This is a genomic window from Deltaproteobacteria bacterium RBG_16_64_85 (assembly GCA_001798885.1).
GTDB lineage: Bacteria > Desulfobacterota > Deferrimicrobia > Deferrimicrobiales > Deferrimicrobiaceae > FEB-35.
Genome location: MGQW01000059.1, coordinates 1 through 15,205, shown reverse-complemented (window position 1 = coordinate 15,205; position 15,205 = coordinate 1). Strand labels below are relative to the sequence as shown.

The window sequence follows — 15,205 nt, the reverse complement described above, 5'->3', positions numbered from 1 at the left end:
CGCCGTCAGCGTCGTCTTCCCGTGATCCACGTGGCCGATCGTACCTACATTCACGTGCGGCTTCGTGCGCTCAAACTTCTGCTTGGACATGGCTTCTCCTCCGCTAGGGGGGGTTCTCTTCAGGCGCCCTTGACCTTGGCGACGACTTCCTCGCTCACCGAGAGCGGTGCCGGCTCGTAATGGCCGAACTGCATCGTGTAGGTGGCCCTGCCCTGCGTCTTGGACCGGAGGTCGGTGGCATACCCGAACATCAGGGCCAGCGGCACGTGGGAGGCGATCACCTGCGTGTTTCCCCGCGCCTCGATCTTCAGGATGCGGCCTCTTCGGGAGCTTAAGTCTCCGATCACGTCTCCAAGGAACTCCTCGGGAGTCACCACCTCCACCGCCATGATCGGCTCAAGCAGGATGGGCACCGCGTTGTTGCACGCCGCCTTGAAGGCCATCGAGCCCGCGATCTTGAAGGCCATTTCCGAGGAGTCGACCTCGTGGTACGAACCGTCGAACAGCGTGACCTTGACATCGACGACGGGGTATCCGGCGACTACGCCGTTCTCGGAGGCCTCGCGGATGCCCTTTTCCACCGCCCCGATGTATTCCCTGGGGATGACGCCGCCGACGATCTTGTTGACGAACTCGAAGCCCTTCCCCTTCTCGTTGGGCTCGACGGTGATCCAGACGTGTCCGAACTGTCCCCGCCCGCCGGTCTGCCGGATGTATCTCCCCTCTTTCTTCGCGGCGCGGGTGACGGTTTCCCGGTACGCCACCTGCGGCCGGCCGACGCTGGCCTCCACCTTGAACTCCCGCATCAGCCGGTCCACGATGATCTCCAGGTGAAGTTCCCCCATCCCGGAGATGATCGTCTGCCCCGTCTCCTCGTCGTTCCGGACCTGGAACGACGGGTCCTCCAGGGCAAGCTTCTGCAGCGAAAGGCCCAGTTTCTCCTGGTCGGCTTTTGTCTTGGGCTCGATGGCGATGGAGATGACCGGGTCGGGGGCGGTGATCGACTCCAGAACGATCTCGTGCTCCGGGTCGCAAAGGGTGTCGCCGGTGAACGCATTCTTGAGCCCCACGCACGCGGCGATGTCCCCGGCATAAACGCTCTTGAGCTCTTCCCTCTTGTTCGCGTGCATCTTCAGCAGGCGGCCGATCCGTTCCTTTTTCCGGCGGGTCGAGATGTAGACGTGGTCTCCGGAATGGAGCGTCCCCGAGTAGACGCGGACGAAGGTGAGATGCCCGACGAACGGATCGTTCATGATCTTGAACGCCAGCGCGCAGAAGGGGTCTGAATCGTCGGCCTTCCGCTCGACCGTCGAATTGTCCCGGGGGTCGATGCCCGTGAACGGGGGGATGTCCAGCGGCGACGGCAGGTAGTCGACCACGGCGTCGAGCATCGGCTGCACACCCTTGTTCCGGAAGGCGGAGCCGCACACCACGGGCACGATTTTCAGCCCGATGGTCGCCTGGCGAATCGCCGCCGTGAGTTCGCAGACCTCGACCGGCTCCCGGTTGAGGTACTTCACCAATAGGGAATCGTTCACGTCCGCAAGGGATTCCAGGAGCGTTTCCCGCGCGGCGGCCACGGCATCCCGAAGATTTTCCGGCAGCGGCTCCTCGTGGTACTTGGCGCCCAGCGTGTCTTCGTCCCAGACCACCGCCTGCATCCGCACCAGGTCGATGATTCCCCGGAACTCGTCCTCTTTTCCCAGCGGCAGCTGGATCGGGACCGGGTTCGCCGCCAGCCGCTCTTTCATCATCCGGATGCAGCGGTCGAAATCGGCGCCGGTACGGTCCATCTTGTTGATCATGGCGAGGCGCGGGACCCGGTACTTGTCGGCCTGCCTCCACACCGTTTCGGACTGCGGCTCCACCCCGGCCACGGCATCGAACACGGCAACCGCGCCGTCCAGGACGCGCAGTGAACGCTCCACCTCGATCGTGAAGTCCACGTGCCCCGGGGTGTCGATGATGTTGATCCGGTGGCCTTTCCAGAAACAGGTGGTTGCCGCGGAAGTGATGGTGATCCCCCGCTCCTGCTCCTGCTCCATCCAGTCCATCGTCGCCGTGCCCTCGTGTACCTCCCCCAGCTTGTGGGAAACGCCCGTGTAATACAGGACCCTCTCCGTCGTGGTCGTCTTCCCGGCGTCGATGTGGGCCATGATCCCGATGTTCCGGGTCTTTTCCAGCGACGTGGCTCTGGACACGAAATTGCTTCCTTCCCTTTCCTTTCGCCAGTTACCAGCGGTAATGGGCGAACGCCTTGTTGGCCTCCGCCATCTTGTGGGTGTCTTCCTTCTTCTTGATCGTCGTCCCGCGGTTGTTGAAGGCGTCGATCAGCTCCGCGGAGAGCTTCGCTACCATGGTTTTCTCCGCCCGGTCCCGCGCGAAGCCGACCAGCCATCGGATCGAAAGCGAGAGGCGCCGGTCGGGCCGGACCTCGATGGGGACCTGGTAGGTCGCCCCGCCGACCCGCCGGGACTTGACCTCGACGAGGGGCTTCGCGTTCTCGATCGCCTTCTTGAGAACGACGACCGGGTCCTCCTTGGTCTTGTCCTTGATGATGTCCATCGAGCCGTAAACCACGTTCTCGGCGACGCGCTTCTTCCCCTCTTTCATCACGGCATGAATCATTTTCGCGACGAGCACGTCGCCGTACACGGGGTCCGAATCCACTCCCCGCTTGGACACATATCCGCGCCTGGGCATGAGGTTCGCCTCCTCCAACAGATGACTGTCGTTCCAAAAACCGGCAAACGCCCCCGCCGGGACGCATCGTTCCCACGCGACCGCGTTTTCCGCTCTTTTCACCCGTTCCGGCAGACCCGCCGGGGAAAGGCCGGTACTTCTGAATCCGGTTAGGGAAAGCTATTTGGGTCGCTTGGTGCCGTACTTCGACCGCGACTTCCGTCTGTCCTGGACACCAACGGAATCCAGCTTTCCACGGATGATGTGATACCGCACGCCGGGGAGGTCCTTGACTCTGCCCCCCCGGATCAACACGACCGAATGCTCCTGCAGATTGTGCCCTTCGCCGGGGATGTAAACGGTCACCTCGACCCCGTTGGTCAGACGGATCCTGGCGACCTTCCGGAGAGCCGAGTTCGGCTTCTTCGGCGTGGTGGTATAGACGCGGAGGCAGACTCCCCTCTTCTGCGGACAGCGTTCGAGCGCGGGGGAGTTGCTCCTCACCGCCTCCACTTCGCGGCCTTTCCGGACCAGCTGGTTGATCGTGGGCATTCCTTCGGTTTTCCTTCCCGTTTTCAGTTCCTTTTTGCTCTAAACAGAATCATTTTTTTTACCATGGCGGAAATATCATGTCAACCGGTTTCTTCCTCTTCGGCACCGTCTTCCGGCAGCACCTCTTCCCGCACCTCCGTGGGCAGCGGCGGGTCGGCCTCGAACCCCGCCGTCCGGTAGAGGATTCCCCCCGTCCCGGCGGGAATCAGGCGGCCCATGATGACGTTTTCCTTGAGCCCCGACAGGTTGTCGACCCTCCCGTGGACGGCGGCATCGGTGAGGATCTTCGTCGTCTCCTGGAAGGAGGCGGCCGAGATCCAGGACTCCGTCGAAAGCGACGCCTTGGTGATCCCGAGGAGCTGGGGGTCTGCCTTGGCGGGTTTTTCGCCATCTGCCTTGATCCGCTCGTTCTCCTCGCGGAACACCCACTTCTCCACGCTTTGTCCGATCAGGAAGTTCGTGTCCCAGGGGTCGGTGATCTTGACCCGGCGGAGCATCTGCCGGACGATGACCTCGATGTGCTTGTCGTTGATCCGCACGCCCTGGAGCCTGTAGACCTCCTGGATCTCGTCCACGAGGAACCGGGCCAGCTCCTTGTCTCCAAGGACCCTGAGGATGTCGTGCGGATTGGGCGAGCCGTCCATCAGCGCCTCTCCCGCCCGGACCCGTTCCCCGTCGTGGACGGTGATGTGCTTGCCGCGCGGGATCGTGTACTCCCTCGCCTCGCCGATGTCGGGGACCACCTGGATCTTTCTCTTCCCCTTGAAGTCCTTCCCGAGCCTGACCACGCCGTCGATCTCCGAGATCACCGCGTACTCCTTCGGCTTCCTCGCCTCGAAGAGCTCGGCCACCCGGGGCAATCCTCCGGTGATGTCCTTGGTCTTCGTCGTCTCCCGGGGGATCTTCGCGATGATGGTCCCGGCCTGCACCACCTGGCTCTCGTCCACCAGGATGTTCGAGCCCATGGGAAGCAGGTACCGGGCGTCGCTCGTGGAGCCGGGGAGCTTGAGCGTCCGGTTCTTTTCGTCCTTGAGCGAGATCCGGGGCCTCGCGTCGGGGTCCCTCGGCTCGATGATCACGCGGGTGGACCGCCCGGTCACCTCGTCGACCTGATCCCGCATCGTGACGCCTTCGATGATGTCCCCGAACTTGATCCGGCCGGAGACCTCCGTGAGGATCGGGATGTTGTAGGGATCCCACTCCGCCAGCCGCTGGCCTTCCTTGATCTTTTCGCCGTCCTTCACCATCAAGGTGGCCCCGTAGGTGATCTGGTACTTCTCGCGCTCGCGCTTGTTCTCGTCGGCGACGATCAGGAAACCGTTCCGGTTCATCGCGACCAGCTTCCCTTCCTTGTTCTTGACCACGCTCAAGCCCTGGAACTTCACCTTGCCGTCGTGCTTTGCCTGGATGTAGCTCTGCTCCACGAACCGGGATGCGGCGCCTCCGATGTGGAACGTCCGCATGGTGAGCTGCGTCCCCGGCTCGCCGATCGACTGCGCGGCGATAATCCCGATCGACTCGCCGTTGGCCACCATCTTTCCGCGGGCCAGGTCGCGCCCATAGCACAGGGCACACACTCCCCGCTTGCTCTCGCAGGTGAGCGCGGAGCGGATCTTCACCTCGTCGAGGCCCGACATCTCGATCTGGCGGGCCACGTCCTCATCGATTTCCTCGTTGGCGGAGAGGATCAGGTTCTCGTCGGCGTCGTAGATGTCCTCCAGTACCACCCGACCGAGGATGCGGTCGGAAAGCCGGTCGATGATCTCCCCTCCCTCGATCAGCGCTCGAACCGGGATTCCGTCCAGGGTCTGGCAATCCGCCTCGACGATGATGCAGTCCTGCGCGACATCCACCAGCCGCCGCGTAAGGTACCCGGAATTGGCGGTCTTGAGCGCCGTGTCCGCGAGCCCCTTCCTCGCCCCGTGCGTCGAAATGAAGTACTGCCCCACCGAGAGCCCTTCGCGGAAGTTCGATGTGATGGGGGTCTCGATGATCTCGCCGGAGGGCTTCGCCATGAGTCCCCGCATTCCGGCCAGTTGCCGCATCTGCTTGTCGGAGCCGCGGGCGCCCGAGTCCGCCATCATGTAGATGGGGTTGAAGCTCGGCACCTTTTTCTCCTTGCCGTCCTTTCCCCGGATGGATTCGGTCCCCATCTCGCGAAGCATCTCCTCGGCGATCTGCTCGGTCGCCGCCGACCAGATGTCGACCACCTTGTTGTAACGCTCGCCGTTGGTGATCAGCCCCTCGCGGTGCTCGTCGACGACGGCCTCGACCTCCGCGGTCGCCTTGTCGAGGAGTCTCGTCTTGTTGGACGGGATCTTCATGTCGTCGATGCAGATCGAGAGCCCGGAGAGAGTCGCGTAATGGAACCCCGTGGTCTTGAGCTGGTCCGCCAGGATCACGGTGGCCTTCTGACCGCAGCTGCGGTAGGCGACGTCGATCAGCTCGGCTAAGTCCTTTTTCTTCATCACCTTGTTGACGAACTCGAACGGGACTTCCTTCGGCACGACCTCGTACAAAAGGACACGCCCCGTCGTGGTTTCGAGGAGCTTCCCGTTCACCCGGACCCGGATTTGCGACTGGAGCTCCGCCTCTCCGGCGTCGAACGCGATCCGCACCTCCTCGAAGCTGGCGAACAGCTTTCCGTGCCCCTTCAGGCCCTCGCGCGGGCGGGTCAGATAGTAGATCCCCAGCACGATGTCCTGGGTGGGGCTGATCACCGGCTTCCCGTGGGCCGGGGAGAGGATGTTGTTCGTGGACATCATGAGGACCCGCGCCTCCATCTGCGCCTCGAGCGACAGGGGAACGTGGACCGCCATCTGGTCCCCGTCGAAGTCGGCGTTGAACGCGGTGCACACGAGCGGATGGAGCTGGATTGCCTTCCCCTCGATGAGGACGGGTTCGAACGCCTGGATTCCCAGGCGGTGCAGCGTGGGCGCGCGGTTGAGCATCACCGGAAGCTGGCGGATGACCTCGTCGAGGGCGTCCCAGACCTCCCGCTTCTCCTTCTCCACCATCTTCTTGGCGGCCTTGATCGTGGTCGCGTGTCCGCCTTCCTCCAGCTTGTTGAAGATGAACGGCTTGAACAGCTCGAGGGCCATCTTCTTCGGGAGCCCGCACTGGTGAAGCTTCAGCTCCGGCCCCACGACGATCACCGACCGCCCGGAGTAGTCCACCCGCTTTCCCAGCAGGTTCTGGCGGAACCGCCCGCCCTTCCCCTTCAGCATGTCGGAGAGGGACTTCAGGGGCCGCTTGTTCGAGCCGGTGATGAGCTTGCCGCGCCGGCCGTTGTCGAACAGCGCGTCGACCGCCTCCTGCAGCATCCGCTTCTCGTTGCGGATGATGATCTCGGGGGCGGACAGGTCGAGCAGCCGCTTCAGACGGTTGTTCCGGTTGATCACGCGGCGGTAGAGGTCGTTGAGGTCCGAGGTGGCGAACCGGCCGCCGTCGAGGGGAACCAGGGGACGCAGGTCGGGCGGAAGCACCGGGATCACGCTCATGATCATCCACTCGGGACGCTGACCGCTGTCTCTGAAGGCCTCGACGATCTTCAGCCGTTTGGAAATCTTCTTCTTCTTCGCCTCGGAGGCGGTGTCCACCATCTCCCGGCGTAGCTCCTCGGAGAGCTTCTCGAGGTTCAGCGTTTCCAGGAGCGCCTTCACGGCCTCCGCTCCCATTCCCGCCTTGAACCCGTCCCCGAACGACTCCCGCTTCTCCCGGAACTTCGCCTCGGTCAGGATCTCCATCTTCTGGAGGTCCGTGCCGCCGGGCTGGATCACGATGTACTTTTCGAAGTAGATGACTGCCTCCACGTCCTTCATCGGCATGTCCAGGATCGTGGCGATGCGGCTGGGAAGGCTTTTCAGGAACCAGATGTGGGCGACCGGGGAGGCCAGCTCGATGTGCCCCATCCGCTCCCGGCGGACCTTCGACTGGATCACTTCGACCCCGCATTTCTCGCAGACGATCCCGCGGTGCTTCATCCGCTTGTACTTGCCGCAGTTGCACTCGTAGTCCTTGATGGGGCCGAAGATCTTGGCGCAGAACAGACCGTCCCGTTCCGGCTTGAACGTCCGGTAGTTGAGCGTCTCCGGCTTCTTCACCTCGCCGTGCGACCACTTCTGGATCTGGTCCGGTGAAGCGATGGAAATCCGGATCCCTGAAAAATACAGGGGATCCTTCGGTTTTTCGGCTCTCGTAAAGAGGTCTTCCAAGGGGCGCCTCCAGGGTTCGTTCCGGTTATGAGGTTCCTACTTCCCTTCCTCGCTGATCAGCTCCACGTCCAGCCCCAGCGCCTGCAGCTCCTTGATCAGGACGTTGAAGGACTCCGGCAGGCCCGGTTCCAGGGAGAAGTTTCCCTTCACGATCGCCTCGTACATGCGGGCCCTGCCGGGCACGTCGTCCGATTTCACCGTCAGGAACTCCTGGAGCGTGAAGGCCGCGCCGTACGCCTCGAGCGCCCACACTTCCATCTCGCCGAGTCTCTGGCCGCCGAACTGCGCCTTCCCGCCCAGCGGCTGCTGGGTCACGAGCGAGTATGGCCCCGTGGACCGGGCGTGGATCTTGTCGTCCACGAGATGGTGCAACTTCAACATGTACATCGATCCGATCGTGACCGCCTGCTGGAACGGCTGGCCCGTCCTTCCGTCGTACAGCGTCGTCTGTCCCGATTCGGGCAGGCCGGCGAACTGAAGGTACCGCTTGATCTCCTGCTCGGTGGAGCCGCTGAAGACCGGGGACGCCATGAAGATGCCGTTCGAGAGGCTGTTCCCCAGACTCCGGACTTCGTCGTCGGTCAGCTTGTCCAGGTAGGCGACAAACCGTTCCGAATCGTAGATCTTCTTCATCCATTCCCGCACCGATCTCGGGCTGAACGCGTCCTCGACCAGCCGCCGGACCTGCTGGCCGAGCCCCCGCGCCGCCCATCCGAGGTGGGCCTCCATGATCTGCCCCACGTTCATGCGGGACGGAACCCCCAGCGGGTTGAGCACGATGTCCACGGGCGTCCCGTCGGCAAGGTACGGCATGTCCTCATCGGGCAGGACCCGGGAAATGACCCCCTTGTTCCCGTGGCGGCCGGCCATCTTGTCTCCGACCGAAAGCTTCCGCTTCATCGCGATGAACACCTTGACCATCTTCAGCACCCCGGGGGGCAGTTCGTCGCCCTTCCGGATGCGGTTGATCCTCTCCTCGAACACGGCGTGGACGAGGGCCACCTGGTCCTGTGCGACCTGGTGGATCTCCTCCAGCCGCTCCTTGACCGTTTCGTCCTCCTCCACGGCGATCTGGGTCCACGTCTCCCTGGGGATGGCGTCCAGAACCTCTGCCGTAAGTTTCTTCCGTTTGGCGAGGATCACCTCCGAGCGGTCCTCGCCGGTGAGCCGGGTGGCAGAGGTTTTCCCCAGCAGCAGGCCGCGCATCTTCCCGTAGGCGGTCTCCAGGATGATCCGGATCTCGTCGTCCTGGTCGCGGAGGATCCTGCCCAGCTCCTTTCCCTCCAGCGCCTGGGCGCGTTCGTCCTTCTCTCCCCCCTTCCGCGTGAACACCTTGGCGTCGATCACGATCCCTTCGATCCCCGGGGGAACCCGGAGGGAGGAGTCTTTCACGTCCCCCGCCTTGTCCCCGAAAATCGCCCGCAGTAGCTTCTCCTCGGGGGACAGCTGGGTTTCTCCTTTGGGGGTCACCTTGCCCACGAGGATGTCCATGGGCTTGACCCGGGCCCCGATGCAGATGATCCCGCTCTCGTCGAGGTCCTTCAGGGATTCCTCGCTGATGTTGGGGATGTCGGCGGTGATCTCCTCCTTGCCGAGCTTCGTCTCCCGGGCGACGCACTCGAATTCCTCGATATGAATGGAGGTGAAGACGTCTTCCTTGACGACTTTCTCCGACACCAGGATCGAGTCCTCGAAGTTGTATCCCCCCCAGGGCATGAAGGCGACCAGGACATTCCGCCCGAGGGAGAGTTCTCCCTCGGAGGTCGCCGGTCCGTCGGCGATCACTTCGCCGTCGGCGATCCGCTGTCCGAGGGTGACGATCGGCTTCTGGTTGACGCACGTGTTCTGGTTCGAGCGCCGGAATTTCACCAGGTTGTAGATGTCGGCGCCGTATTTCCCGGTTTCGTCCGGCTCGTCCGGGCGGATCACGATCCGCCGGGCGTCGACCGACTCCACCGCTCCTCCCCGGCGCGCGACCACCGCCGCGCCGGAATCCTGCGCCACGACAGCTTCCATCCCGGTGCCGACGAGAGGAGGTTCGGTCCACAGGAGCGGCACGGCCTGCCGCTGCATGTTCGAGCCCATGAGCGCGCGATTCGCGTCATCGTGCTCCAGGAACGGGATGAGTGAGGCGGCGACGGAAACGAGCTGGTTCGGCGAGACGTCCATGAGGGTGACTTCGGACGCCCGCACCATGGCGAACTCGCCTCCTTTCCTGGCGATGACCACCTCCCGGGTGAACCTTCCGGAAGCGTCCACGGCCGCGTTCGCCTGCGCGATGACGTGCCTCTCCTCGTCCATGGCGGAGAGGTAAACGATCTCCTTCGTCACGACGCTGTCCTTGACTACCCGATACGGGGTCTCGATGAACCCGAACTCGTTGATCCGGGCGAAGGTCGATAGCGACGCGATCAGCCCGATGTTCGGCCCTTCCGGCGTCTCGATGGGGCAGATCCGTCCATAATGGGTGGGATGCACGTCGCGAACCTCGAATCCGGCACGCTCCCGCGTCAGGCCCCCCGGCCCCAGCGCGGACACCCTGCGCTTGTGCGTCACCTCGGAGAGCGGGTTGGTCTGGTCCATGAACTGGGAGAGCTGGGACGACCCGAAGAACTCCTTGATGACCGCGGAAACCGGTTTGGCGTTGATCAGGTCGTGGGGCATCAGGGTCTCGATGTCCTGGAGGCTCATCTTCTCCCGGATCGCCCGCTCCACGCGGACGAGCCCCATCCGGAACTGGTTCTCGATCAGCTCGCCGACGGTCCGCACACGGCGGTTCCCGAGGTTGTCGATGTCATCGGCCTCGCCGATCCCGTTCTTGAGGTCGATGAGGTACCGGATAACCCGCAGAATGTCTCCCTGGCTTAGGACGGTCGTCTCCAGGTCCCCGTCCGTAATGCCCAGTTTGTGGTTCAGTTTGAGCCTCCCGACCCGGGAAAGGCTGTACCTCTCGGGGTTGAAGAACATGTTATTGAAGAGCGCCTCGGCGGCATCCTTGGTGGGAGGGTCCCCCGGGCGCATCTTCTTGTAGATCTCCTTGAGGGCCTCGTCACGGGTCTTGATCTTGTCCGTAAGGAGGCCTTCCCAGATCGCCCGGTCCGAGTTCTCCAGGGAAAAGACCGACACCGACGGGATCTTCTTCCCCCGGATGACGGCAAGCACCTCCTCGGTGATCTGCTGCCCGCACTCGAGCAGAATCTCCCCCGTCGCGGGGTCCGCGATGTCGACGACGTTCACCTTTTGCAGCAGATCCTCCGCCGGCAGGGAGATGCGGCCGAACAACACATCCGCGAAGCGCTCCACGCGTTTCTTGGAAACCTTGATCCCCTTCTTGAACACGACCTCGCCCGTCTTCGGGTGACGGACTTCCACCGGCATCTTCAAGCCCACCATCAGGTCGGGGCGGAACGCCTTCGAGCACCGGTCCTCCTCGATGGAAACTTCCTCCACCTCGTAGAAGGACCGCAGCAGCTCCTCGGTGGTCTTGCCGAACGCCCGCAGGAGGACGGCGATGGGGAACTTCCGTTTCCGGTCGATCTTCAGGTACAGCATGTCCTTGTGGTCGAACTCGAAATCCAGCCAGGATCCCCGGTAGGGGATGATCCGCGCCGAGAACAGGACCTTGCCGGAGGCGTGGGACCGCCCCTTGTCATGCTCGAAGAACACGCCCGGTGAGCGGTGGAGCTGGCTGACGATCACCCGCTCCGTGCCGTTGATGATGAAGGTGGCCCGCTCCGTCATGAGCGGGATCTCGCCGAAGAAGACCTCCTGCTCCTTGACATCCCGGATGGTGCGGGCAGCCGTCCGCTCGTCCACGTCGAAGATCACTAGCTGGACGGTCACCTTGATCGGGGCGGCGAAGGTCATCCCCCGCTCGCGGCATTCGTCCTCGCTCCACTTGGGAGCGCCGATGGTATAGGAGACGAACTCCAGGGACGCGCGGCCGTTGTAGTCGGCGATCGGGAAAATGCCCTTGAACACGGTCTGCAACCCGGTGTCCTTCCGTTTCTCCACGGGGACATTGAACTGCAGGAACTCGTTGTACGACTCGTGCTGGACCTGAATCAGGTTCGGTATTTCAAGGACTTTATCGATCTTGGACAGGTCGACCCGTTTCACGCGGTTGCGGTAGTCCAGATAGGCCATCTTTTCACCCCGAGGGTACAGGCAATGGTTGAAACCGGAGGGGCGGTGGCCGCCCCCCGACCGTCATGCGCGGTAGACAGCGGGAACTACTTGATTTCCGCTGTGCCCCCCGCTTCTTCCACCTTCTTCTTCAACTCCTCGGCGTCCTTCTTGGCGACCGCTTCCTTCAGGGGCTTGGGCACGCCCTCGACGAGGTCCTTGGCCTCTTTCAGGCCGAGCCCGGTCACTTCCCGGACGACCTTGATCACCTGGATCTTGTTGCTCCCGAACCCGGTCAGGATCACGTCGAACTCGGTCTTTTCCTCGACCGCCGGCGCCGCTGCGCCCGCCGCCGCTACCGCCACGGCCGGCGCGGCCGCCGTCACCCCGAACCGGTCCTCGAGCGCCTTCACGTACTCGTGAAGCTCGAGGACCGTCAATCCTTCCACCATTTTGATGAAATCTTCCTTGGTCATGGATGCCATTGGATTCCTCCCGTTATCCTGCGGTTTCTTGTGCGGTTTTCTTGTCGTGAACGGATTGTAATGCATAGGCCAGTTTTCGCTGCGGGCCGGAGAGCGCCTGCACCAGGCGCGAGATCGGCCACGCGAGGCCGCCCGCCAGTCGGGTCAGAAGCACTTCGCGCGGAGGCACCTCCGCCAACGTCTCTACATCCTTTACTCCGAGTACCCTCCCGTCGAAGAAGCCCGCCTTGAGCCGGATCTTCTGGTTCCCCCCCGCGAACTCCTTCATCGCCTTGGCCAGCGCCACGGAGTCGCCGTGCGTCATCGCTACGGCTGTCGGCCCCGAGAAGAACTCGTTGAGCTGGCCGAAGTCGGTGTCCTTCGCCGCCAGGCGCATCAGGGTGTTCTTGATGACCCGGAACTCCGCGTTGACCTCCCGCAGCTTCTTCCGGAGGGTGGTCATCTCGGCTACGGTGAGGCCCCGGAATTCCGCCACGATCGTTCCTTTCTGGGCGCCGATCGTGCGGCGCAACGCCTCAACGGTATCCGCCTTGCTCTTGTCTTTCACTCGCGCATGCCCCCTTTCGTCGAAGAGATTGGACCGCTATCGAAACCTCTGTCAAAGGCAGAGGGCGCGCGCGAGAGGTCTTGCCGATTCCCCGGCATCTCCGGCTCCCCTTGTCTGCGCGGGACGGGCGGAATGAATGGTCCTCCCCCTTCGTCACCTGCGGTGAACCCGCGGTCTTTGACAAAAGAAGTTTCTACCGCTGTTCCGCCTGCAGAACGCTGGCGTTCAACCGGATCCCGACCCCCATCGTGGTGGAAAGGGCCAGCGTCCGGATGTACGTCCCCTTCGCTGCGGAGGGCTTCGCCTTCATGATGGCCTCGAAGAACGTCAGGAAGTTCTCCCGGATCTTGTCCTTTCCGAAGCTCACCTTCCCGATCCCCGCGTGGAGGGTTCCCGTTTTGTCCACCTTGAACTCCACTTTGCCGCCTTTCAGATCGCGGATGGCTCGGGCCACGTCGAACGTCACCGTCCCGACCTTGGGGTTCGGCATCAGGCCCCTGGGACCCAGGATCTTCCCGATCTTTCCGACCGCCCCCATCATGTCCGGCGTCGCCACCGCCTTGTCGAAGTCGAGCCAGCCTCCCTGGATCTTGGCGACCAGTTCCTCGCCGCCGGCGAAATCGGCGCCGGCCTCCTGTGCTTCCTTCTCCTTCTCTCCCTTTGCGAAGACGAGAATCCGGACGGACTTCCCCGTTCCGTGGGGCAGCACGACGGAGCCGCGCACCTGCTGGTCGGGATACTTGGGGTCGACGCCCAGGCGCAGCGCAACCTCCACCGTCTCGTCGAACTTCGCCTGCGCCGTCTGCTTCAGCAGGTCCAGCGCTTCCTCGAGAGAATACTTTGCCTCCCTGTTCACCTTCTTCCGTGCTTCCAGGTACTTTTTCCCGTGCGTCGGCATTTCTCTCTCCCTTCGATGACCTTTCCCTAAAAGCTTCCTAGAACACCTCGAGCCCCATGCTGCGGGCGGTCCCTTCGATCGTCTTGATGGCGGCCTCCAGGTCCTTCACGTCCAGGTCCGTCATCTTGAGCTTGGCGATCTCCTCGACCTTGGCCCGGGGGATCCGTCCGCACTTTTCGCGCTTCGGGGTCTTGCTCCCCTTCTCCAGCCCCGCGGCCTTGAGGAGCAGGACCGACGCGGGGGGCGTCTTGGTGATGAAGGCGAAGGACCGGTCGGCGTACACCGTGATCACCACCGGGATGATCATCCCCTCCTGGGATGCCGTCTTCGCGTTGAATGCCTTGCAGAACTCCATGATGTTGACCCCGTGCTGCCCGAGGGCGGGCCCGACGGGAGGTGAGGGATTCGCCTTCCCCGCGGGAATCTGGAGCTTGATCTGGGATACGACCTTCTTTGCCATGGGTCCCTCTCCCCTTCCGTTTCAGCTTTTTTCGACCTGGGTGAAATCGAGCTCGACGGGCGTCGCCCGCCCGAAGATGGACACGAGGACGACGACCTTCCCCTTGTCGGCCTTGATGCTGTCGACGATCCCGCTGAAGTTGCTGAAGGGGCCGTCGGTCACGCGGACGTTTTCCCCTTCCGCGAAGGTCACCTTCGGCTTGGGCTTCAGGCGTCCCTCCGCCATCTGGGACTTGATCTCCTCCACTTCGGATTCGGGGATCGGCGCCGGGTTCTTCCCCCCGACGAACCCCGTCACCTTCGGCGTGTGGCGCACCAGATGCCACGTGCGCTCGTCGAGCTCCATGTGAACCAGCAGGTAGCCGGGATAGAAGCTCCGCGTCCCCGTCCGCTTCTTCCCCTTCTTCATTTCGACGACGGTTTCGGAGGGGATCAGGACGTCGCCGAAGTGCTCCTGCATCCCTTCCGCATCGATACGGTTCTGCAGCGATTCCCTGACTTTCTTCTCATACCCTGAATAGGTATGGACCACATACCACTGTCTCGCCATCGCTTCCTCTTGTGAGGGATTAGAAGTTCAGGACGGAATAAACGATCCTGCCGAGCGCGTAGTCGACCAGCCCGAGGAACAGCACGATGATCAGGACGGTGACGATGACGACCGCGGTCGAGGACACCGTCTCCTTCCGCCCCGGCCAGGTCACCTTCTTCATCTCGGTCTTGAACTCCTGCAGGAAAACGGACACCTTCTGCGCCAGCCCGGTGCCGCCGCCCTTCGGCCGGCCTTCCTCCATCGATGTACGGGTCCCCGGAAGGCGTTCCAGCAACCGATCCTTCAGCGATCTCGCCATGACAACCCCGTCTCCCGCCGCAAGAAAAGGATGGCAGGCCAGGAGGGATTCGAACCCCCAACCCGCGGATTTGGAGTCCGCTGCTCTAGCCGTTAGAGCTACTGGCCTATCTTCCCTTTGCCTACTTGGTTTCCTTGTGCTTCGTATGCTTCCTGCACGACGGGCAGAACTTCTTCAGTTCCAGTTTGTCCGTCATGGTCTTCTTGTTCTTCGTCGTGGTGTAGTTCCGCATCTTGCACTCGGAACACGCCAGCGTGATGATGTCTCTCATGCCGCTCTCCGCCAGGGGTGACGCTATTCCAGGATTTCCGAGACGACGCCGGCGCCCACGGTGCGCCCGCCCTCGCGGATCGCGAACCGAAGCTCCTTCTCCATCGCCACCGGAACGATCA

The 15,205-nt window shown here is 62.9% G+C and carries 12 protein-coding genes and 1 tRNA gene; all 13 read right to left on the bottom strand.

The genetic code is table 11. The annotated features are described in order from the left end of the window. Nucleotides 1–119 precede the first annotated feature (119 nt). The gene (locus A2Z13_05195; protein OGP78050.1) at nucleotides 120–2,201 is read right to left on the bottom strand and encodes a translation elongation factor G; all 2,082 of its coding nucleotides are present in this window, start codon (nucleotides 2,199–2,201) and stop codon (nucleotides 120–122) included. 31 nt (nucleotides 2,202–2,232) lie between these two features. Further along, nucleotides 2,233–2,703 carry a 30S ribosomal protein S7 gene (locus tag A2Z13_05190; protein OGP78053.1) on the bottom strand — a complete coding sequence of 157 codons (471 nt, stop codon included), beginning with the start codon at nucleotides 2,701–2,703 and terminating at the stop codon, nucleotides 2,233–2,235. A 159-nt stretch (nucleotides 2,704–2,862) separates the two neighbouring features. Next, nucleotides 2,863–3,234 carry a 30S ribosomal protein S12 gene (locus A2Z13_05185; protein OGP78049.1) on the bottom strand — a complete coding sequence of 124 codons (372 nt, stop codon included), beginning with the start codon at nucleotides 3,232–3,234 and terminating at the stop codon, nucleotides 2,863–2,865. Nucleotides 3,235–3,314: 80 nt separating this feature from the next. Beyond that, the gene (locus A2Z13_05180) at nucleotides 3,315–7,448 is read right to left on the bottom strand and encodes a DNA-directed RNA polymerase subunit beta' (GenBank protein OGP78048.1); all 4,134 of its coding nucleotides are present in this window, start codon (nucleotides 7,446–7,448) and stop codon (nucleotides 3,315–3,317) included. A gap of 36 nt (nucleotides 7,449–7,484) precedes the next feature. Continuing rightward, complete coding sequence (locus tag A2Z13_05175) at nucleotides 7,485–11,594, bottom strand: DNA-directed RNA polymerase subunit beta (protein OGP78047.1); 4,110 nt, start codon at nucleotides 11,592–11,594, stop codon at nucleotides 7,485–7,487. An 86-nt stretch (nucleotides 11,595–11,680) separates the two neighbouring features. Then, nucleotides 11,681–12,049 (bottom strand): 50S ribosomal protein L7/L12, encoded by a 369-nt coding sequence (locus tag A2Z13_05170; protein ID OGP78052.1) that lies wholly within the window; start codon nucleotides 12,047–12,049, stop codon nucleotides 11,681–11,683. Nucleotides 12,050–12,071: 22 nt separating this feature from the next. After that, nucleotides 12,072–12,605 (bottom strand): 50S ribosomal protein L10, encoded by a 534-nt coding sequence (locus A2Z13_05165; GenBank protein OGP78046.1) that lies wholly within the window; start codon nucleotides 12,603–12,605, stop codon nucleotides 12,072–12,074. 193 nt (nucleotides 12,606–12,798) lie between these two features. After that, the gene (locus A2Z13_05160; protein ID OGP78045.1) at nucleotides 12,799–13,503 is read right to left on the bottom strand and encodes a 50S ribosomal protein L1; all 705 of its coding nucleotides are present in this window, start codon (nucleotides 13,501–13,503) and stop codon (nucleotides 12,799–12,801) included. 37 nt (nucleotides 13,504–13,540) lie between these two features. Then, nucleotides 13,541–13,963, bottom strand: a complete 423-nt coding sequence (locus A2Z13_05155; GenBank protein OGP78044.1) for a 50S ribosomal protein L11 — start codon at nucleotides 13,961–13,963, stop codon at nucleotides 13,541–13,543. A gap of 21 nt (nucleotides 13,964–13,984) precedes the next feature. After that, nucleotides 13,985–14,512: a transcription termination/antitermination factor NusG gene (locus A2Z13_05150; GenBank protein ID OGP78043.1), complete on the bottom strand. Its 528-nt coding sequence runs from the start codon at nucleotides 14,510–14,512 to the stop codon at nucleotides 13,985–13,987. Between the two features lie 19 nt (nucleotides 14,513–14,531). After that, nucleotides 14,532–14,756, bottom strand: coding sequence for a preprotein translocase subunit SecE (locus A2Z13_05145; protein OGP78051.1), 225 nt, complete (start codon nucleotides 14,754–14,756; stop codon nucleotides 14,532–14,534). Between the two features lie 88 nt (nucleotides 14,757–14,844). Next, nucleotides 14,845–14,921 (bottom strand) — tRNA-Trp (locus A2Z13_05140). A 13-nt stretch (nucleotides 14,922–14,934) separates the two neighbouring features. Next, entirely contained in the window at nucleotides 14,935–15,084 is a 150-nt protein-coding gene (locus A2Z13_05135; protein OGP78042.1) for a 50S ribosomal protein L33, read from the bottom strand. Nucleotides 15,085–15,205: the final 121 nt, after the last annotated feature.

What these genes read in the sequence shown, in the direction of transcription:
- A2Z13_05190 (OGP78053.1), bottom strand. Translation starts at nt 2,703, where the DNA reads ATGCCCAGGCGCGGATATGTGTCCAAGCGGGGAGTGGATTCGGACCCC.
- A2Z13_05185 (OGP78049.1), bottom strand. Translation starts at nt 3,234, where the DNA reads ATGCCCACGATCAACCAGCTGGTCCGGAAAGGCCGCGAAGTGGAGGCG.
- A2Z13_05175 (OGP78047.1), bottom strand. Translation starts at nt 11,594, where the DNA reads ATGGCCTATCTGGACTACCGCAACCGCGTGAAACGGGTCGACCTGTCC.
- A2Z13_05170 (OGP78052.1), bottom strand. Translation starts at nt 12,049, where the DNA reads ATGACCAAGGAAGATTTCATCAAAATGGTGGAAGGATTGACGGTCCTC.
- A2Z13_05160 (OGP78045.1), bottom strand. Translation starts at nt 13,503, where the DNA reads ATGCCGACGCACGGGAAAAAGTACCTGGAAGCACGGAAGAAGGTGAAC.
- A2Z13_05155 (OGP78044.1), bottom strand. Translation starts at nt 13,963, where the DNA reads ATGGCAAAGAAGGTCGTATCCCAGATCAAGCTCCAGATTCCCGCGGGG.
- A2Z13_05150 (OGP78043.1), bottom strand. Translation starts at nt 14,512, where the DNA reads ATGGCGAGACAGTGGTATGTGGTCCATACCTATTCAGGGTATGAGAAG.
- A2Z13_05145 (OGP78051.1), bottom strand. Translation starts at nt 14,756, where the DNA reads ATGGAGGAAGGCCGGCCGAAGGGCGGCGGCACCGGGCTGGCGCAGAAG.
- A2Z13_05135 (OGP78042.1), bottom strand. Translation starts at nt 15,084, where the DNA reads ATGAGAGACATCATCACGCTGGCGTGTTCCGAGTGCAAGATGCGGAAC.